Consider the following 19569-nt stretch of genomic DNA (forward strand, 5'->3'; position numbering starts at 1 on the left):
ACCATGAACCATCCTCTGAATCACCCCAGCCTGCTTCCCCAACTTGCCCAAAGTGATCTGTTCCTGAAATTCCGCGAGGCCTTTGAAGTGGCCACGGGACGTCACCTGGAACTGCAGCTTGTGCAGGATCAGAAAGCGACCCCTGATGAGCTGCCCTTTCCCGTGGTGCTGAAGGTGCCGGTGCAGGTGAATGGTCAGTCCTTCGCCGAACTTGTGCTCGATCCCGTACGTCTGTCTGATGGCGAGTATGCCAGCTTTGACAAGGTGGCCTTCACCCTGCTGGACGATGGCTGCGATGCTGCGGCGGTTCGCCGCGCCCAGGCGGTGTTTCAGGACATGCCTGCTCTCCCAACGAACCGGCTGGAGGCGCTGCGGACCATGGTGCAATGCTTCAGCACGCAACTGGGTGACCTGGCCTACCGGCTTTTTCTTCAGTGCGCGGACAATGAGCCCCCTGCCGTTCGCCGCGCGCGGCAGCACATCACCCAGCATCTGGCGCAGCCGCTGTGCCTGGAGGAAGTGGCCCGCCATTCGGGGGTGAGCCCGTTCCACTTCTGCAAGATCTTCAAGCGCTTCACCGGCCTCACCTTCACGGAGTATGTGAACCGTGCCCGGGTGGAGAAGGCCAAACAACTGCTCATCAAGCCCCAGTCCCGGGTGACTGAGGTGGCCTATGATGTGGGCTTCCAGTCCTTGTCACAATTCAACCGCAGCTTCCGTCGCGTGATGGACCAGTCCCCCACGGAGTTCCGCAGCAGCATGACGCCGGCGGAGAAGCGGCACATGCTGGCGGGGAAGTTCTAGGTAAAAATTATGAATTATGAATTATGAATTATGAATTATGAATGGGGAATGAGGGAGTGGCGTTGAAGATTAACCACAGAGGCACAGAGTACACAGAGATTGAAACTGAGGTTTAGACAGAATTAACAGAATTTACGGAATTGGGTTTAGCTTCCTTTGATGGGTGTTGTCACCCACGTCATGACTTGCCCCCCCAATTTTGTTAATTCCGTCAATTCTGTCTAAAAAATCATTCCTCTGTGCTCTCTGTGGTTAAACAAAAATACGCATCACCCCTTCGGCTTCGCAGCCTGCCAGCCTTGCTCTGCCTGGGCGGAGAGTTGTTTCACCAGCTCCGCTTTGGATGGATCGGGGGCGAGGTTGATGTTCTCCTGGGGATCGTTCTGGTGGTCGTACAGTTCCACGGCCACGATCTTGGTGGCGTCGGTGCGGTCCACCCAGCGGGTAAGGCGATACTTCTCTGTGCGCATGCTGTAGCCCATGACGGCCACGCCTGCTTCCTTGGCCCCACGGGGATACTGGCTGAAGGCGGCGGACTTCCAGGCGCGGGTGGGTTCGTTTAGCACGGGCACGAAGCTGGTGCCCTCCAGGTGGGCGGGCAGCGGCAGGCCGCAGAGTTCGGCGAGGCTGGGGTAGATGTCCACGAACTCCACGAGGGCGGCACTCTTCTGACCTGCGGATTTGAGACCGGGGACCGAGACCAGCAACGGGGCATTGGTGTCGTTCTCCACGGTGCTGTGTTTGCACCAGGAGCCATGCTCGCCCAGCTTCCAGCCGTGGTCGCCCCAGAGGACGATGATGGTGTTGTTTCTCAATCCCAGACGGTCTAGCTCGTCCAGCAGCCTGCCGACCTGGGCGTCCATGTAGCTGATGGCGGCATAGTAGCCATGCTTGAGCTGGCGGGCCAGGGCGTCTGGGATGGGGCCTTGCTGTGGGATGCCGGCGTAGTTGCGCAGTTCGCCAAAGTTGGTCACCGCATAGGGTGGGGCATCCTTGGCGGGTTGAGGATTGGGAGCCAGCTCAATCTGGGCGGGGTCATAGAGGTCCCAGTACTTCTTGGGCGCGACAAAGGGGAGGTGCGGACGAATGAAGCCCACGCCCAGCCAGAACGGCTGATTCTTGGCCGAGGCTTCGCGCAGAGCGGTCACGGCCATGTCGGCCAGGGCTCCATCGTGGAAGGCATTGTCCGGGCTGTCAGAGCTTTCAAAGGCCGGGCCACGTTTGGTCGCGTTGGGCTTTTTGCCGGCTGCTTTGGCCTGGGCTGTCAACTTCTTGCCCAGCTCCTGGTTTTCCGGCAGTCCGTACACACCGTGGGGCAACTGGGGCTTGGTCCATGGCACGCTCCAGGATGCAGGATCATCCAGGCTGCCGTGATAGAGCTTGCCCATGCCTTGGACGAAGTAGCCCTCATTCTTGAAATGCTGAGGCAGAGTCACCACATCAGGCAGAAATTTTCGAAAGTGGCGCTGCAGGTCATACACCTGCGTTGTGTCCGGCCGGGCTCCGGTGAGAAGACTGGACCGCGAGGGAGAGCAGACGGCCTGCTGGCAGTAAGCGTGCTGGAAGGTCACTCCGCTTGCCGCCAGGCGGTCGAGGTTGGGAGACTTGACGATTTTGCTGCCGTACGCCCCGAATTCCGGCCGCAGGTCATCCACGGCAATGAACAGAACATTAGGGCGGGCTTTGTCGGCTGCGGAGATCGAGGAAATAAAAACAAACAGGGCCACAAAGGGCGCGAAGACTTTCATGGTCAGGGGGCGGTTCAGCGGTTCTTTTTGAGAGTCAGGTTGATCTGCCGTACGTCCATGACGGACTTGCCGGATATCTCCAGGGCGCGGAGGGTGAGCGGGGCTCGCCCTTTCTCCAGATGGAGCGTGCCCAGGGCCAGCGGGCGGAATTCCTTCATGCGGGACTCTGCGGGTGGGCGGGGGATCGTGTCCTGGTTCGTGTAGAGCGGCGGGTCCCAGGCAGTGGCGACCTTGCCACTCAGCCGGCTCCGCTGGTGCGTGAGCTCGACGGTGGCTCCGGCATCCCCTTCAGGGCAGGTGTAGAGGATCTCCACCTCATACTCGCCGGTGGTATGCACCTCCACATCCCACGTCATCTTGTCCTCCAGTGTGGTCCAGTTGACGAAGTAGGAGCAGTTGGGCGCATTGGCGCTGCGTTTGACCCCTCCGAGAGGCGTGCCGTCACGGGCAGGGAGGGGAGTTCGTGGAAACTCTGCATAACCCACTGGGTAGGGACGCGGGTCCATGACGGCTCCCTTGGCCTGGCCCTTTTTCTTGGGGCCGCCAACCGCTGGTGCAGCGGCAGAGCCCAGCACGTCGGAGCGCCATTGTTGCACGGCCTGGCGCAGTTCCTCCGCCACGGTGGGCTGGGTGGTGGCCACGTCGGTCTGCTGTCCAGGGTCGGCCAGCATGTCGTACAGGCCTCCCTGCGCATCCAGCCGGTACTGCTGGCTGCGCACGCTTACATTGCCGTTCTGGTGGTTGAAGATCAGGCGCGGTGACCATTTGGGGGATTCGCCTTTGAGCAGCGGGCTCAGGTCCCGGCCATCCAGAGACTTGTCGCCCACTCGCGGGGCTCCCGTCAGGGCGCTGAGAGTGGGCAGCAGGTCGATGGCTCCAGTGATCTCCTTCACCACCCGTCCCTTGGGCAGGGTGCCCGGCCAGCGCAGGTAGCAGGCACTGCGCACGCCACCTTCATCTGTGCCGCCCTTTTTGCCCTTCATGCCGCCATTCCAGCGGACGGTATTGGGACCGTTGTCGCTGAAATAGACCACCAGAGTGTTTTCCTCGATCCCCAGTTTCTTGATCTGGGCCAGCACGCGGCCCACGTTCCAGTCGAGGTTCTCCATCATGGCCAGCACGCAGCGGGTCTCATCCAGGTCCTCCTTCGTGGCGTCGGTGGCCGTGAGGGCCAGCGGCTTGTCCTTGAACCGCTGCCAGTACTCCTGCGGCACGGCCCAGGGGGAGTGGGGCGTATTGTAGGGGATGTAGCAGAAGAAGGGGGAGTCCTTGTGCTGCTCAATGAACTGGAGGGCGTGGTCGGTGAGATCGTCAGCGATGAATCCCTTGCCGCGCACGGGCTGGCCATTGTGATCGAGCGGCGGGTCGAAGTATTCTCCCCAGTGGCCGGAGGTGAAGCCGTAATATTCATCGAACCCGCGGGCATTGGGGTGATAGGGCCACTGGCTGCCATTGTGCCACTTGCCAAAGGCCCCCGTGGCATAGCCTGCGGACTTCAGCGTGTCCGCCAGCGTCTTCTCTCCGAGGTCCATGCGCTCCTGACCGCTGGAGACCCCGCGCACGCCGGTGCGTGGATGATAGCGCCCCGTGAGAAACTCGGCCCGGGTGGGGGCGCAGACGGCGCAGACGTAGAAGCGGTCTAGGCTCACGCCATCCCGGGCCAGGGAGTCGAGATGCGGAGTCTGGAGATTGGTGTTGCCGCTGGAGCTGAGATCGCCCCAGCCCTGATCATCGGTGAGGATGACCACGACGTTCGGCCGCGGGGCTGCCGGGGCCTGGATGGCGAAGGTGACCACCTGAAGGGTGGCGATGAGGAGGGCGAGAAAGCGATGCGGGCGCATGGTCAGGAAGGGAGGGCGCGTGAGCCCTTGGGAACGATGTGACTCGCCGCTTCTTCCGCAAACTTGCCGTGAACTCTTGCCGCTCGTTGCTCAACCGCGGGCCACCGTCAGCACCCAGACCCGGGCCGCGCCCGCTTCTTGCAGGAGCACCTTGGCGCACTCACTGGCGGTGGAGCCGGTGGTCAGCACGTCATCGATCAGCAGGATGGTCTTGCCCTTGAGGCGGCCCCGTCTCGCCAAGGAGGGTTTCACCCGGAAGGCACGTTTTAAGTTGGCCAGACGTTCCCGGCGAGACAGCGAGGCCTGCGGGGTGGTGGCCCGGACGCGCTGTAGGGCATCCAGCGATGGGATGCGGTGAAGCTGCGTGAGGCGGGTGCAGAGTTCCCACGACTGGTTGTACTCGCGCTCACGCCGCCGAGCATGATGCAGGGGAATTGGCACGAGCAACCAGGACTCACGGTCGGTGGCAGCCAGGCGGGCATCCTGGAGCACCCGGGACAATAGACACGTCAGCAGACCGCGCAGATGCAGCTCCCGTTGATACTTGAAACGGTGGATGAGTTCTCGAACCGCCTCATCCGCCCGATAACCTGCGATCGCGAATTCGAAATGAAGATTGAGGTCCTGGCAATTGCCGCACTGGAAGGCATCACTGATGGCCCCGTGATAAGGCTCCCCGCATCGCGAGCAGAAGGGGGAGTTCACTTCCGGGAGGTTCTTCAGGCAGCCGTCGCAAAGCCAGCGGGAGGCCCCGGTCCGCCCTGCCTCGATCTGGCACTCGCACACCTCGCAGCGGCGGGTGTAGAGCAGATCCAGGAAGGCCGTCCACAGTCGGGGCAGAAGGGCAGGGCTCGACATCGCGCGCGGAGAAGAGAAGGATGGAGATCGTGGAAACTACTGCCACTGCTTCAGCCGTTCCGGGAACGGGCAGTCTTCACAGCTGGAGTCGTCCTCCAGGCAGTAGTCCTCATAGATCTGCAACAGGCCCTGCTGCTGGAAGAGGCGCTTTTGGAAGAGGTCGGCCGTGGTCTCCGCGCCGAAGAGGCGCAGGGAGGCACGGCGGACCTTCTGGTTGTCCAGCACAGCGGGCAGTTCCTTGTAGTCTGTCCAGAGACGTTCGTCCTCCGGCACCAGCAGGGGATAGGCGAGATTGGCCAGGATCTCCTGGGCCCTGGAGGCACCGATGAGCGCGAGGGCCTTGGCCGCCGGGGCGGCGAGCAGGGTGTAGTGCTGGCTCCAGTAGTCGTGCTTGAGATCCAGCAGGATCTTCACGAAACGCTTGCGGTCCCAAGCGGACACCTCCCTCAGCGGAGCAAAGACCTGCTTCCAGTTTTCCAGCACGGCGCTGAGCGCACCAAGACGACGCTGGGGATGGTTGCCCGGGCGGGCACCTGCGATCTGCCAGACGGGCTGGTTGGGCGGGAGCAGCCATTCCGCGTAGGCCTCGCGCTGCTTCCACCAGGTGGACCAGAGCTGACGCAGATAGGTACGGGTCTCCGGCTCGGTGTCTTCGTAACGGACGGATTCGAGGAAACTCGAGACGCCGAAAAGCAGGGATTCGCGCTCTGTCGCATCCCGCTTGAGCAGGGTGCGCAACGGCAGGCGCTGGGCCAGGATGGTGAAGGGGCGCTGGTTGTTCCGGTAGCCCATGGCTGCGGCCAGGCTCTGGTACACGGCCTGCTCCCGACCATGCAGGCGAACCAGGGCGTGCAGTCGCTCGGACTTCCGCTGCAGCCGGTACTGGGCGGCGGCCTCCAGCAGGCTGCCCACCGCGGCCTCCGGCATGTGTCGCAGCGGGGTGGAGCAGCGCCCCAGGCGGGCCTCGGCCAGGAGCTGGGGCCGGGCGTTGTTCTTCAACATATCGGGCGTCAGGCATACCTGCAGCACCTCCCGATGACCGGCGGTACGGGTGAAGACGCGTGCCTCCGGCTGATGGAGGAAGAGGTGCAGCGCCACGTGCTCGTAGTTGGGATTGGCCCCGTGGCCGTGGCGTTCCCAGTCGCGGGCGTCCGGGTCCAGTTCGATGTCGCCTTTCAGCGTCTTGCCATCCAGTTGCAGGGCACACCCGGTGAAGTCTGGACCCGCAGCATGATTCCAGATCCCGAAATCACGGATCGCCAGTCTCTGGCCGTCCACGGTGGTGAACTCGGTGCCAAACTCCCCGGCGTACCAGAGGCTCTGGAGGTCCAGCTCCGGCATGGACTGGCCCCAGTGCTTCAGCGCAGGGCGTTCCGCCACGGAATCACCGAGGACGGTATGAAAAAACTCACGGTAGCGGTCAGCGGGGGCGGGCATGGTTTTTCGAGAGAGGCGGCAATCTGTCGCGGGGTCGCCGGGGTACGCAACTGTGGCTTGAGGATTTGTGCATTTGGCGGAGGGGTGGGAGCCGTATCGGACAGAGGGATTTCATCTGCCCCGGCACCTTCTCCACCATGCCTTCGCCCCCGCTGCTTGAAGCCCGCTCACTCTCCAAGAACTACGAAGCCCGGCAGGTGCTCAGGGAGGTGTCAATAACGGTCCAGGCCAGGGAACGCGTGGCGCTGACCGGGCCCTCCGGCAGCGGCAAGACCACGCTGCTCAATTGTCTGGGTGGGGTGGATCGGCCGGATTCCGGAACGCTGCTCTTTGACGGCCAGGTGATGAGTGACCTGAACGGAAAGGCACTGGCCGAGCTGCGGCGGAGGTCGATCGGCACGATCTTCCAGTTCTTCCACCTGCTGCCCACTTTGACCGCGGCGGAGAATGTGGAGTTTCCCCTGCAACTGCTGGGGGTGAAGCATGAGGCGCGGCAGCAACGGGTGCGCGAGCTGCTGGAGCGGGTGGGCATCACCCACCGGGCGCAGGCGCTGCCCTCCCAGCTCTCCGGGGGCGAGATGCAGCGCGTGGCCATCGCCCGGGCGGTGGCCCACCAGCCCCGGCTGCTGCTGGCGGATGAGCCCACGGGCAATCTCGACTCCCGCAGCGGGGGCAATATCCTCGAACTCCTGCAGGAGGTCTCGGCCGAGCAGGGCGTGGCCCTGGTGCTGGTGACGCACAGTGAAGAAGCGGCCGCCATCTGCACCCGTCGCATTCATCTGAAGGATGGCCGGATTGTGGGGACTGAAGAAGCGCCCGTTGCCACACTGGGTACGACATCACCTGAACCAGCCGCGCCGCCGCGCTGAAGCACGCATGGATGGCCTGATCCTCCTTCTCCAGCGCTTCACCTTCCGCCACTGGCGGCAGGCGCCGCGCACCACCCTGCTGCTGGGGTTCACCCTGGCGCTGGGCGTGGCAGTGTTTCTCAGCATCCGCATGGCCAATCGTGCGGCGCTCTCCGGCTTCTCCAACTTTACTGAGCTGATCACGGCGGAGAGTGATTTCATCGTCCAGGCTACGGCGGGACCTCTGCCGGAGAAGGCGCTGCTGGACATCCGCGCGGCGATCGAGCCCTATGCGGCGGTCTGTGTGCCGGTCATCGAGACCACGGCCTCGCCGCCGCGCAAAGAAGGTGAGACGGCTGGCCTGAGTCAGCGGGAAACCTTTACACTCTACGGGCTGGACCTGGTGTCCCTGCAAAATGTGAGCACGGCCAAGGGCCAGTCTGAGACGGTGGCGGAGGGTGGGCTTGGGGCCTTGTCAGTCTTGGGCAAATCCAATGCGGTCTTCATCAGCTCCAGGCTCGCAGAGCGTCGGGGATTGAAGTCTGGTGGCTCATTGGAACTGGTGATGCAGGACCAGCGAGTGAGATTGGAGGTGGCGGGCATCATGCCGGACCGGGACAAGTCCGTGCGCGTGCCGGAGACCTTCCTCCTCATGGATCTGCCAGCGTTGCAGCGGCTGCTCGGCAGAGGAGGTCAACTGGACAGGGTGGAGGTGATCCTGGAGAAGGGAAAGCTCGGGCAGCAGGTGCGGCTGGAGGTGAATCGGGTTTTGGAAACTCAAGGTGACGGGCGATGGCGGGTGTCCACTCCGGCGCAGCGGCGGGAATCCGCCTCGGTGATGACGCAGGCCTTCCGGTGGAATCTCGGCATCCTTTCCATGCTGGCATTGGTGGTGGGGCTGTACCTGGTGTTTCAGGCACTGGATGGTGCGGTGGTGCGCCGCCGGGAGGAGATCGGCGTGCTGCGTTCTCTAGGTGTGGAACCTCGAACCCTGCAACACGCCTGGCTGCTGGAGTCGCTTCTCCTCGGGGTGGCTGGCGGGATCTTGGGGGGCTTGCTGGGTTGGGCAGGGGCGCTCGCTGCCGTGAAACTGGTGGGGCAGACGGTGAATGTACTGTACCACACCACTCACACGCAGGGGGTGTCTTTCACGCTCGAGGACCTGTGGATGGCGCTCGCATTGGGCATGGGGGCCAGTCTCGTGGCGGGCTGGTGGCCGGCCCGGCAGGCCGCCCGGACGCCCCCGGCGCAGTTGCTGACCCGGCATCTGCCCCAGCCGGTGGGCGGAGGGCGCTGGCGCAAGATTTGGCCCGGGCTCATCTGGGTGGCGCTGGCGGCCGCGCTGGCGACGCTGCCCCCGCTGCGACTGGAGGGCGGGGGACGTTTTGCCCTGACGGGGTATGGTGCGGCCATCTGCCTCGTGGTGGGGGGCGGGCTGCTGGCAGGCGGCGTGTTGCAGCTCATGGGTCGTTTCCTGCAACCGCTGGCCCGGTGGTCGGTTCCTGTTCGTCTGGCGGCCAGTCATTTGCGTCGGGCCTCCTCCCGGCACCGGCTCGCCGTGGCAGCATTGCTTTGTGCCGTGGCCATGACTTCAGGCATGGCGATCCTGGTGGGCAGCTTTGACCGCACAATGCGGGGCTGGATCAACCGCACCTTTCAAGCGGATCTCTATGTCGCCAGTGACGGGGCGCAGAGTGCCTCTTCACAGAATCGTATTCTGCCCGCCACCTGGCAATGGCTGCGCGACCAGCCGGAGGTGGAAGATCTCAATACCATCTGCTTCCAGCCCCTGCAACTGCCCGAGGGCGAGACCCTGCTGGCGGCGGGTGACCTGGGCTTCATGCGACGTCACTCAGACATGGCCTGGATGCAGAAGCCGGAATCGGAGGTGATCTACAACAAGGATCGCAATGCGGGCCTGTGTCTGGTGAGCGAGGCCTTCAGCGAACGTTTCCGCAAACGGCGGGGGGATGAGGTGCTGCTGCCCGTTCCGGGAGGAATGAGAAAACTGCGCATCGCGGGCGTGTACGCGGACTACGGCAACGAGCGCGGCACGGTGATCGTGGACCGGGTGCACTATGCGGCGTGGTTCAGTGATGATTCTGCGTCCCGTCTCGCGGTGCAGCTGAAACAGGGCGAATCACCGGAGAGTGTCCGGGCGGCCTGGTTGCAGCGTCATCCCGGCTTGTCCATCTTTACGAACGGTCACCTGCGCAATGAGGTGATGCGCATCTTCAAGCAGACCTTTGCCATCACTTATGCCCTCGAACTCATCGGGGTGGTCGTGGCCGTGGTGGGGCTGGGCATGTCCCTGGCCAGTGTGCTGCTGGAGCGCCGGGCGGAGCTCACGACCCTGCGCGCTTTGGGCATGTCCCGGGAGGCCATGGCGCGCGCCACCATGCTGGAGGGGGTATTCCTCGCCCTGGCAGGCACGGTGTGTGGCCTGGTGGTGAGTGTGGCTCTGGGCTGGGTGCTGGTGTTTGTCATCAACAAACAAACCTTTGGCTGGACCCTGCAGTTCACCCTGCCGTGGATGGCGATGACGGTGCTGCTGTTGCTGGTGGTGGGCAGTGCAGCGCTGGTGTCCTGGGCGACGGGAAGGTGGGGCGCAGACTTGCCGGCGGACAGGGAGGAGTGACTTGAGGGATCAAACTTCAAACTTCAAAATACAAATTCCAAATGGGGATGAGAACGATTCTGGGGCTTTGGGGAGTCTGGCTTGTGGCGGGTGCACTGGGGGCTCAGCAGCCGCTGTTAAAAACGGCGGAGGGCTTCGCGTTGCCTCAGCCAGGGAGGAGCTTTGAGTTTCCCAAGGATCACGGCAGCCATCCGGAGTTCAAGATCGAGTGGTGGTACGTCACCGGGCATTTGTTTGCCACTGGGGGGAGGCGCTTTGGTTTCCAGGCCACGTTCTTCCGCCAAGCTCAGGTCCAGGCTAAGGCAGGTGAGGAATCCACGCTGTATCAACACGGGCAGATGCATCTGGCGCACATGGCGCTGCTGGATGCTGGCAGCGGGAAGTTTCTGCATCAGGAGCGTCTCAATCGGGCCGGGTGGGATGCGGCGGCGGATGAGACCACGCTGGCAGTGCGGAATGGCAACTGGTCACTGAAGATGATCCGCCCGGTGGAGCAGGCCATGCAACTGCGGGGCACGGTGGCGGGCGAGGCGAAGTTTGACCTCGAACTCATTCCCGCCAAACCCCTGGTGTTCTTTGGCAAAGACGGCGTCTCCCGCAAGGCGGATGGGCCCACGGCCGCGAGCCATTACCTTACCTTCACCCGCTTGAAGACTCGCGGTGAGCTCCAGTGGGGGGATGAGAGGCTGGAGGTCACTGGCGACGCCTGGATGGATCACGAGATCAGCAGCAGTCAGCTGGATCCAGAACAATCCGGCTGGGACTGGGCGGCCATCCAGCTCAAGGACGGCCGGGAGATCATGGTGTATCGCATGCGGCGCAAGGACGGGGCGCTGGACCGGCACTCCACCCTGGCTTGGATCGATGCCACAGGGAAAGTTCAGCATCACAGTGTGGAACAGTTTGTCTGGAAGGAGCTCGGCCACTGGCGCAGTCCGGTGACGAAGGCCCACTACCCCATCCGAGCCGAGATCCAGACCGTGGACCCCGCTACGGGCAAGCCTCTGCATTTGAAACTCGTACCCCTGGCTGAGGCCCAGGAACAAACCGGTGCTATGGGCGGCACCGCCTACTGGGAAGGCGCCTGCCGCGTGCTGGATGCAATTTCAGGTGAGGAACTGGGCTCGGCGTTTTTGGAACTGGCGGGATACACGGGAGATCTGGCGGGGCAATTTCGGTAAGGGAGTCAGGGTGGGAGGAAGTTCGGGTTTGACCACAGAGGCACAGAGAACACAGAGGAATGAAACTGAGGTTTAGACAGAATTAACAGAATTTACGGAATTAGGGTTTAGCTGCTGGCTCCTGGTATTTCGTAGTTTTGAATCTCATTCTGTTAATTCCGTTAATTCTGTCTAAAAGATCATTCCTCTGAGTTCTCTGTGCCTCTGTGGTTGATCGCTTCTCACTTCTCACTTCTCCCTTGCCGCAATCTCACGTTTTTGAGAGGCTGGTTGTTCTGCCACCGTATCTCCCGGTGGAAAGTTTTTGCCCGCTGCCTGCCATGAACACGCTTTCTTCCCTGTTGGAGCATCCTTCCCGTCGTCAGTTCATCCTCCAGGGCTTGGCGGCCACTGGGGCGGCCTTGGTGGGAGGTCCGGCGGTGGCCGCGCCTTCGGCTACGGCTTCGCAACCCGTTTCGGAGTCGCTGGTGACCACGCTTTACGGCACGCTCGATGAGGCACAACGGAAGGCGTTGTGTTTTGATTTTGACCACGCGCTGCGGTCCAAGGTCGACAACAACTGGCACATCACCCCCAAGCCCATTCGGGACGTGCTCAACAAGGATCAGCAGGCGATGGTGCGGGAGATCTTCGACAAGCTGCACAGCGACGAGTACAAGGCCAAGGTCTGGGAACAGTTTGACCAGGATAACAAGGGGGACGGTGGCTTTGGAAGTGCCAGCATCGCCCTTTTCGGGGAGCCAGGGAAAGGCAAGTTCGAGTTCGTGCTAACGGGTCGTCACTGCACGCGCCGTTGCGATGGCAACAGCCTGGCGGGCACGGCGTTCGGTGGCCCCATCTTCTACGGGCATGCCGCCAAGGGTTTCAATGAAAAGCCGGATCATCCGGGCAACGTGTACTGGTACCAGGCCAAGCGGGCCAACGAGGTATTCGCCGCGCTGGATGGCAAGCAGCGGGAAATGGCGCTGCGGCCGGAAGGTCGCGGGGAGGCGGGCAATGCCACCGTGAAGCTGACGGGGCGCAAGACCGGCATCGAAGGCATTCCCATGACAGAGCTCAGCTCCGACCAGAAGGACCTGGTCCGCAAGGTCCTGGCGGATTTGCTCCTGCCCTTCCGCAAGGAGGATGCCACTGAAGCGCTTGGCTACATCGAGAAGGCGGGCTTTGATCACCTGCACATGGCTTTCTACAAGAACCAGGACGTGGGCAACGACGGCGTCTGGGATGTGTGGCAGCTCGAAGGGCCGTCCATGATCTGGTACTTCCGTGGCGATCCCCATGTGCATTGTTGGGCGCACATCAAGGATGGGGTGGCGTGAGGATTTTCTATTGCGCATCATTCCTGCATTGAACGATGCGCAATGCGTGCGAATCGAGTCATCTCCCAGTTGCCGTTGTGGCGTCTTCTGAATCCCTGCTCAGACTGTCCCTCTTGCTGTGCATTGCGTTCATGACGGGATGTGCTGGCACCGGCAGCCAGCCGCCGGACCAGTATGCTTGCAAATGGGAGGCACCATTTGGCCCTCAGTTCAACAGCATCGATTTGGCGAATGGAGTGGATGCCTGGGAAGCAGATCTTCTGGTCGGTCTTTATTTCTCAAAGTATGTGGGAGAATGCGGTGCTCATTCACCCGTGTTCAGGATGCGCAATAGATGGCATTCGAACGTCGTAGCAGGACCAAGAGGTCAAGCTTTGCCAGACATCACCGTGGACGCGAAAACTAGCGTTGTGCGGATGAAGAAGTGCCCTGACTCGAAGCCTCCTTGGCCTGAGCTTCGTGAGAGGATCTTCTTCCTTGACCGGTTGTGGCAGAGATAATCGACTCCTTAAAGGGCACTGAAATCGGATCTGTTCCGTTGCGATTAAAAATGCCGATGGACTTCCCCGGGATGTGAGAGCCTTGGCCTCCCTAAGCGGCGAGATTGGATCGCTACGCCAGTCCATCGCGGTAGATTGAATCCGAAAGCCCGATTCGTTCAGGGATATTCGTGGTGGGCAGGCTTGATGAGGCCGGGCCTTCAGCCCTCAATGAGTCTTTGATCTGCAAACCTTGGGCGATGCCCAAGGCTGAAATGAGGCCGGACCCTTCGGTCCTTCTGAACCTGTGATTCCGCCGACTGGAACCTAAATGTGCCAGGTCCGCGGTGACCCCAATTTGAAACCCATTGGCACTCGTAACAGCGGCGCCACCACGTTTCCTTGATGGGATTGATCCCTTGATTTCCCAGACATGATGTACAACGTGATCCATGTTCGTTTTACCTGTTTGGCTACAGAGCGTCGTGATGGCGCTTTCTTTCGTGCTTTCGACGGGTTGTTTCCTGACAGGCTGTAAGCTCCCTCAGCGCACCCCTCATTGTGCCTTTTCCGACGCTGAAACCATGGTGCCCTTTGGAGTGTGTCTGCTCGCGGCAGAGCACTATGTTGCCCACAAAGAGTGGCCTCTTTCACAGGCCGAGCTTGAGGCGCAAAGTGCCCAACTGTTGAAGGAACTGGAAAAGAGGTCGGATCTCGCTCCTGAAGAGAAAGAGGCCTGGGGAAGTTTCTTCAGTCACATCACTCGTCTAACTTTTCGCAGGCAAGGCGACTCTCTCAAGCTGCGCATCGAATTCCGCATCGACGGAAAGACGTTTCGCCGGACCGTCGTGTTGAAGCCGGGGGCCGAGGTGGACGCGATTTTGGAATCATCAGCGTAGGGAGTGGGCGCTCGTCAGCTTCTTCTTTCGATGACGGTGACACGTGGATTGACCGGGACGCAGGCCATGTCATGGTCCCGCCTCTTGAACGAGAACCATTCAACTGGACTATTCCCTATGAGCGACGGATTTCTCCACAAGTACTTTCTCAACAATGCCAACAAGCGGCTGCACAAATGGGTGCATTACTTTGACATCTATGAGCGGCATTTTGCCCGTTTTCGGGGCAAGTCGCCGGTGATCATAGAGATTGGCGTCTTTGGCGGCGGTTCACTGGCCATGTGGAAGGAGTACTTCGGTCCCGGGAGCCGGATCATTGGCATCGACATCAATCCGGAATGCAAAGCGCATGAAGGGGAGGGGATCGAGGTGTTCATCGGCAGCCAGGATGATCCCGCGATCATTGAGGCCATTTTTGCCAAGTATCCTCACGTGGACATCGTGCTGGATGACGGCAGCCATATGATGCAGCACATGATCCGTTCCTTTGAGCTGATGTATGACCGGGTCAATCCCAACGGGGTGTATATGGTGGAGGACACCCACACCTGTTACTGGAAAGAGTACGAAGGCGGTGTGGGGCGAGAAGGAAGCTTCATGGAATTCGTGAAGCACAAGCTGGACGAGATCAACGCGGTGCACACCAAAGGCGTGTTGCCCATTTCCGAGTTCACCCGTTCGACGGATTGCATCGCCTGCTACGACAGCATCGTGGTTTTCGAGCGACGACGTCAGGGCCAGCGCCAGGCACCGATCACGACGCCCATGTGAGTGGAAGCGGAGGGGGCGGTGGTGGTGAGTCAGAGTGTGCGCCGGAGCGGTGCTTTTTTCGCCGTTGTACGCGGCATCTTAATACAAGCGCATCGGGCAGGCGAAAGCGGCGCTTCACGCACGCACTCCACAGTTCCGCATGCGGGACCAGGCTTTTGGGAGTGGTGGGCAGGGGTGCATCTGGGAGCTTCCGATGTCGGAGGTGTGGCGAAGGCGGGGAGGTTGTCTTTCGGTGCTCGCAATGACGTCCACGGCAGGATGCCGAGAACAGCCCGCAGGATGCGTGCGCACCCAATACGTGGGCGCCATACGCATCTTGAGGTGCAAGGGAATCACGCGTTCCAGCGGCTGAGAGGCGAACGACGAGGAAGCCCATCCCTGAAAGGGATATGTAACACAGCCCAAGGTTGCCGAGCTGCAAGCGAGGCCACCTTGGGTAGAAAGGCTAAATCGGTCAGGTGTGGAAGCCAGAATGATTTTCTTCAATCTCTAGGTTTCAATGGTGCCCATGAGTGCCGATTTGGTGGGGTCTGTGTCGAACCCGTGGCGCTATGGCGTGAAGAGAGGAATGGGTTTCGTTGGTCGTGGCGGGGAGGTTATCATCGACCGTGGGCCCCGACGAACTTTGCTTTTGCCCAGGGCAAGAACCGCTTCGGCGTGACCGTCTTCCCTACTTGATGAACACTGAACCATCCTCCATCGGCCCCCTCTTGATCCGTCACGAAGGGCATACCGCACGTGAGCGCAGCACCTGCGGTTGGCGGGACCGGCTCATCAGCCATGAAGATGCCCCGCTCTCGCCAGCGGCTTGGGCGCATGCGGTGGATATCGATGGAGCCCGGCTGCATTATCACAGGCGTTCGACGGAGCTCTACTATGTGTTGGAAGGCAGCGGCCATGTGACGCTGGATGGGGTGGAGGAACCGGTGAGCAAGGGGTCTCTGGTTCACATTCCGCCGGGTGTGGTTCACGGTGCCCGTGGCAAGATGCGGGTGCTGGTGGTCGGCATCCCGGACATTGCCGAAGATGACTACTTCGAGGTTTCGGAGCCTTTGCCTTAGAGCCTGTTTGGACGTTCTGGCCAGCCAGCAGGTTCTTCGGCAAGTGACCGAGCAACTGGGCTTTGAGATTCGATTCATCCAGGGGCCGTGTGAACTCTTGTCCACGGCAGGGATATCACCTTGAGCCACTTTCGTTATGCCTTCCCGCTTGTTTCTCTGGTCTCTTGTCTCCGCCTTGGCGGGATTTCTTTTCGGGTTCGATACGGTGGTGATCTCCGGGGCGGAGAAGACCATTCAGCATCTCTGGGGGCTGAGCGCGGAGATGCATGGGCTGGCAATGGGGGCGGCACTCTGGGGCACTGTGGTGGGCTCTCTGGCAGGCAGTTGGCCCACTGACCGGTTCGGGCGGAAACGAACGCTCTTGGTCATCGGGGTTCTGTTTCTCATCGGGTCTGTATGGTCGGCCTTCGCGAACGAGGTCTATTCTTTCATGGTTGCGCGGTTTCTCGGTGGCATTGCCATCGGAGTGTCCACCGTGGCGGCCCCGCTCTACATCGCTGAGATCTCACCTCCAGAGAGCCGGGGCAGGCTGGCGGGCATGTTCCAGTTCAACATCGTGTTCGGCATTCTCGTCGCCTTCTGCTCGAACTACCTGCTTTCCGGGCTGGGCGATCACGCCTGGCGCTGGATGCTGGGGATCATGGCGGTGCCGTCTGCAATCTACACGGGGGCCTGTTTCCTCATCCCAGAGAGTCCGCGTTGGCTCCTGACCCGCGGCGCGGACCGTCGAGCGGGTCTGGCGGTGCTTCGTCAGGTGCACCCAAAGGCACCGGAGGCGGAACTAACTGCCATGGCTGACGTGATGACCGCGTCAGCCAGCGAGAACTCTGCATCCAGTCGGGGCTTTTGGTGCCGTGAAATGCGGACTCCCATCCTCATTGCGTTTCTGGTCGCCTTCTTCAACCAGCTCTCGGGCATCAACGCCATCCTGTATTTTGCACCCCGGATTTTTGAGCTCACGGGGCTCGGCCCCCAGGCCGCCCTCTTACAGTCGGCCGGGATCGGGGTGACGAATCTCATTTTCACCTTTGCTGGCCTCTGGCTGATTGACCGCGTGGGACGCAGAACGTTGCTCTACGTGGGCTCGTTTGGCTACATCCTCTCCCTGGGGTTGACGGCGTGGGCGTTTTACTCCGGCCACTATTCGATCGTGCCCGCGTGCATCTTTGCCTTCATCGCCGCTCACGCTGTGGGGCAGGGGACGGTGATCTGGGTGCTCATCTCGGAGATCTTTCCGGACCGCTTTCGTGCCATGGGGCAGTCGTTGGGGAGCTTTACCCACTGGATCTTTGCCGCTTTGCTCACCACGGTCTTTCCCCTGGCCGTCACCGCCTTCCATCCGGGCGCGGTGTTCCTCTTCTTTTGCTTCATGATGATCCTCCAGCTGGTTTGGGTGAAGCTGATGGTGCCCGAGACGAAGAACCGCTCACTGGAGGAAATCCAGCGGGATCTGATGGGAGGACAGAAGTCCTAAATCAGGCTGCCCTCGTTCGAGGAAATGGAATTGTGTCCCGGAAAGACCACCAGGGGAAGGTTGGCATCCGATTGAATGCAAGGACGTTAGCATGCGTCCATCTCAGTCAACCACAGGGGAATGTTGATCCTGTTCCGGCCGCAGACCAGCTTTCCCCTGCTTCAGACCCATCCCCTATGAAATCTCTCCTCACCTTAGGCATGGCCCTTGCGGCCACTATTCTGTTCAGCAGTTGTTATCACCACTACCCTCACCACGGTCACGACCATGGGCGTCGCGACTTCAATCGCGAGCGTCATCATTCGAAGAAAAATCACCATGACCATCACGACCGCTACTGAGAGGCCACCTGATCGAGAGGGACCCCGGCGCTCTTCGCAGCGCCGGGCGGAGGAAAGCTTCGTGCGCTGCCAAAAAAGCGTGGCGGGAACACCGTCAGGCTGTGTTAACATGGAGTGAATTTGGATTGGCAGTCATGAGTCGAATGAGGCTTGCAGTCATCGCCCTGGGAGTGTTGCTGGTGATCGGGACGGCGGGAGCGGTCCTGAAGTGGTGCCAGATGGAGGCGCGACCCCGGGTGACCATGGCGGAGATCAAGCTCTACAACTGCGAGTTTTCGGAAGGGCTTGCCAACACGGTGCGCATCCCCGGTGGCATGGTCTCTACCATTCAGATCAAGGAGAGCCCCAAGGTGCCTGTGAGGATTCTGGAGCTCAAACTGGATCCCGGAGCAGCCCGGCCCCTGAGCATCTTTTTCCACTCGGGCACCCCTTTGTCGACAGCAGCGAAAGACGGGGCGGTCAAAAACCAGCTCCTTTTTGACCAGGCTTCCAAGCACACGGAGCAGATGCTCGTGGTAGGGCCGCAGGGCGGCAAAATTGTCATCGAGCACCGGCACGAGCGCGGGCCGGTGCTCCTGACCTTTAAATAAACATTCCGGCGGGAACGGCCTACTGGGGCCGTGCCACCATGAGGCTGGTGTTGGCCGGCATGTTCAGGTAGCCGATGCCGAAGCTCAGTGGGCGGGGCCCCTGCTGCTGCTGAGCGCTGAGGAGGTCCGGCTGCTCGTATTCCTTGAAGATGTCCTGCACGCCCTGGTAGTTGCCGTAGAGGTTCACTTTCCAGTTCTGCTCGATGAGGCTGCGGTAAGGCACACCGCTGGGGTCTTGCACGATGCCGCGGCTCTGCACGAGGATGAAGTTGCGCACGTTGGAGAAGTAGGACTCGTGCATGAGGTACGAGGCGCTCTTCGCCAGCGTCGCCGGGCGGCCCAGGCTGGTGGCATAGCGCAGGAAGGGGCCGTTGGGTTTCAAGGCGTCGTTCGACAGGTTTTGCGTGAAGTAGTAAATCCGCTTGGGGCCGTGCGGACCATTGATGCGAATGAGCAGGCCGGGTGACGTGCTCTGGGCGGCCGCAGAGATCACTGGAGTGCCGTTGTCATCCAGCCGGGCAGCCTCGATGGACTCCACCACGTGACCGGTGCGGGCGATGAAGACCAGGAACACGGGTAGCACCCCGCGGAATCGGGAGGACTGCAGGTCCTGGCGCATCTCCTTGGTGATGAAATAGGAGAATTGCAGGACGGTATCGAGCGAGTTCCAGAGGCTGTCCAGACCCACGTCAATGTCCGCCTCTGTCACCGTTTCCCACGCAGGGAGGGGATCGCAGGCCTCCAGGCCGCACATCAGGTAGGTTTCTGAGTACGGGAAGAACACACTGGCGAAGAGAAAGTCCGGACCGCTGAAGGGGTAGAAAACGGCCGGACTGCCGCGGAGATCGCTCATCTCCGACTGCGCCCACTGATTGACGGGGCGGCCGTGACGCCACTCGAAATCCCGCCAGAGGGAGTTCATGCGCAGGGAATGGTTTTTCCAGGCAGCGGAGCTGCGGAGGTGGCCAAAAGCATCCTGCCCATTCATGGGCGGCATGCCGGCCAGGAACCGGGCGGTGTCATTGAGCGCTGCGGACGCCACCGGCACGGCAACACCTGTGGCTGTGGGAAACAATTCCCCATCTCCCGCCGGTTCTGCGCGGAGCACCTGGGTGCCCGTTCCGGTGGGTTGCGCCGGCTTGGAGCTGCCGCAATGGGTGAGGGTCAGGAGGGGGAGGGAGACCAGCAGGGTCCGGAGAAGAGGGAGTATGCAGGGACGCATCGCGCGCGAGACTAGCAGAGAACATGACAAGAGGAAGCGCAAAACCGTGCTTCTGCTC

15 protein-coding genes are annotated in these 19569 nt (G+C 61.3%); 10 read left to right on the forward strand and 5 right to left on the reverse strand.

From position 1 onward, the window contains the following. Positions 1 to 3: 3 nt before the first annotated feature. Entirely contained in the window at positions 4 to 804 is an 801-nt protein-coding gene (locus BV034_RS04475; RefSeq protein WP_265592618.1) for an AraC family transcriptional regulator, read from the forward strand. Positions 805 to 1073: 269 nt separating this feature from the next. On the opposite strand, the gene BV034_RS04480 is transcribed toward BV034_RS04475, so the two are convergent. The 4 genes from BV034_RS04480 to BV034_RS04495 all read right to left on the reverse strand — a co-directional run bounded on the left by BV034_RS04480 (position 1074) and on the right by BV034_RS04495 (position 6688). Beyond that, positions 1074 to 2552 (reverse strand): sulfatase, encoded by a 1479-nt coding sequence (locus BV034_RS04480; protein WP_063768674.1) that lies wholly within the window; start codon positions 2550 to 2552, stop codon positions 1074 to 1076. Between the two features lie 14 nt (positions 2553 to 2566). Further along, a complete protein-coding gene (locus BV034_RS04485) occupies positions 2567 to 4393 on the reverse strand; it encodes an arylsulfatase (RefSeq protein ID WP_050024537.1) in 1827 nt (608 codons plus the stop codon). Positions 4394 to 4483: 90 nt separating this feature from the next. Continuing rightward, complete coding sequence (locus tag BV034_RS04490; protein ID WP_050024539.1) at positions 4484 to 5251, reverse strand: ComF family protein; 768 nt, start codon at positions 5249 to 5251, stop codon at positions 4484 to 4486. Between the two features lie 36 nt (positions 5252 to 5287). Beyond that, positions 5288 to 6688: a DUF2851 family protein gene (locus BV034_RS04495; protein ID WP_050024542.1), complete on the reverse strand. Its 1401-nt coding sequence runs from the start codon at positions 6686 to 6688 to the stop codon at positions 5288 to 5290. 137 nt (positions 6689 to 6825) lie between these two features. Between BV034_RS04495 and BV034_RS04500 the strand changes: the two genes are divergently transcribed. The 9 genes from BV034_RS04500 to BV034_RS04545 all read left to right on the forward strand — a co-directional run bounded on the left by BV034_RS04500 (position 6826) and on the right by BV034_RS04545 (position 18289). Then, positions 6826 to 7557, forward strand: a complete 732-nt coding sequence (locus tag BV034_RS04500; RefSeq protein ID WP_050024544.1) for an ABC transporter ATP-binding protein — start codon at positions 6826 to 6828, stop codon at positions 7555 to 7557. Between the two features lie 7 nt (positions 7558 to 7564). Next, positions 7565 to 10174: an ABC transporter permease gene (locus BV034_RS04505; RefSeq protein WP_050024546.1), complete on the forward strand. Its 2610-nt coding sequence runs from the start codon at positions 7565 to 7567 to the stop codon at positions 10172 to 10174. Positions 10175 to 10221: 47 nt separating this feature from the next. Further along, positions 10222 to 11355, forward strand: a complete 1134-nt coding sequence (locus BV034_RS04510; protein WP_265592619.1) for a lipocalin-like domain-containing protein — start codon at positions 10222 to 10224, stop codon at positions 11353 to 11355. A 320-nt stretch (positions 11356 to 11675) separates the two neighbouring features. Further along, positions 11676 to 12674, forward strand: coding sequence for a DUF3500 domain-containing protein (locus BV034_RS04515; RefSeq protein ID WP_050024550.1), 999 nt, complete (start codon positions 11676 to 11678; stop codon positions 12672 to 12674). A 931-nt stretch (positions 12675 to 13605) separates the two neighbouring features. Then, positions 13606 to 14052 (forward strand): hypothetical protein, encoded by a 447-nt coding sequence (locus BV034_RS04520; protein WP_265592620.1) that lies wholly within the window; start codon positions 13606 to 13608, stop codon positions 14050 to 14052. Positions 14053 to 14169: 117 nt separating this feature from the next. Continuing rightward, positions 14170 to 14823 carry a CmcI family methyltransferase gene (locus BV034_RS04525; protein WP_050024554.1) on the forward strand — a complete coding sequence of 218 codons (654 nt, stop codon included), beginning with the start codon at positions 14170 to 14172 and terminating at the stop codon, positions 14821 to 14823. 677 nt (positions 14824 to 15500) lie between these two features. After that, positions 15501 to 15884: a cupin domain-containing protein gene (locus tag BV034_RS04530; protein WP_050024556.1), complete on the forward strand. Its 384-nt coding sequence runs from the start codon at positions 15501 to 15503 to the stop codon at positions 15882 to 15884. Between the two features lie 136 nt (positions 15885 to 16020). Beyond that, complete coding sequence (locus BV034_RS04535) at positions 16021 to 17358, forward strand: sugar porter family MFS transporter (RefSeq protein WP_050024557.1); 1338 nt, start codon at positions 16021 to 16023, stop codon at positions 17356 to 17358. Positions 17359 to 17842: 484 nt separating this feature from the next. After that, positions 17843 to 18289 carry a hypothetical protein gene (locus BV034_RS04545; protein ID WP_050024561.1) on the forward strand — a complete coding sequence of 149 codons (447 nt, stop codon included), beginning with the start codon at positions 17843 to 17845 and terminating at the stop codon, positions 18287 to 18289. A gap of 19 nt (positions 18290 to 18308) precedes the next feature. On the opposite strand, the gene BV034_RS04550 is transcribed toward BV034_RS04545, so the two are convergent. Beyond that, complete coding sequence (locus tag BV034_RS04550; protein WP_050024563.1) at positions 18309 to 19511, reverse strand: hypothetical protein; 1203 nt, start codon at positions 19509 to 19511, stop codon at positions 18309 to 18311. Positions 19512 to 19569 lie beyond the last annotated feature (58 nt).

This window comes from Verrucomicrobium sp. BvORR034, from assembly GCF_000739635.1.
In the GTDB taxonomy this organism is placed as follows: domain Bacteria; phylum Verrucomicrobiota; class Verrucomicrobiia; order Verrucomicrobiales; family Verrucomicrobiaceae; genus Verrucomicrobium.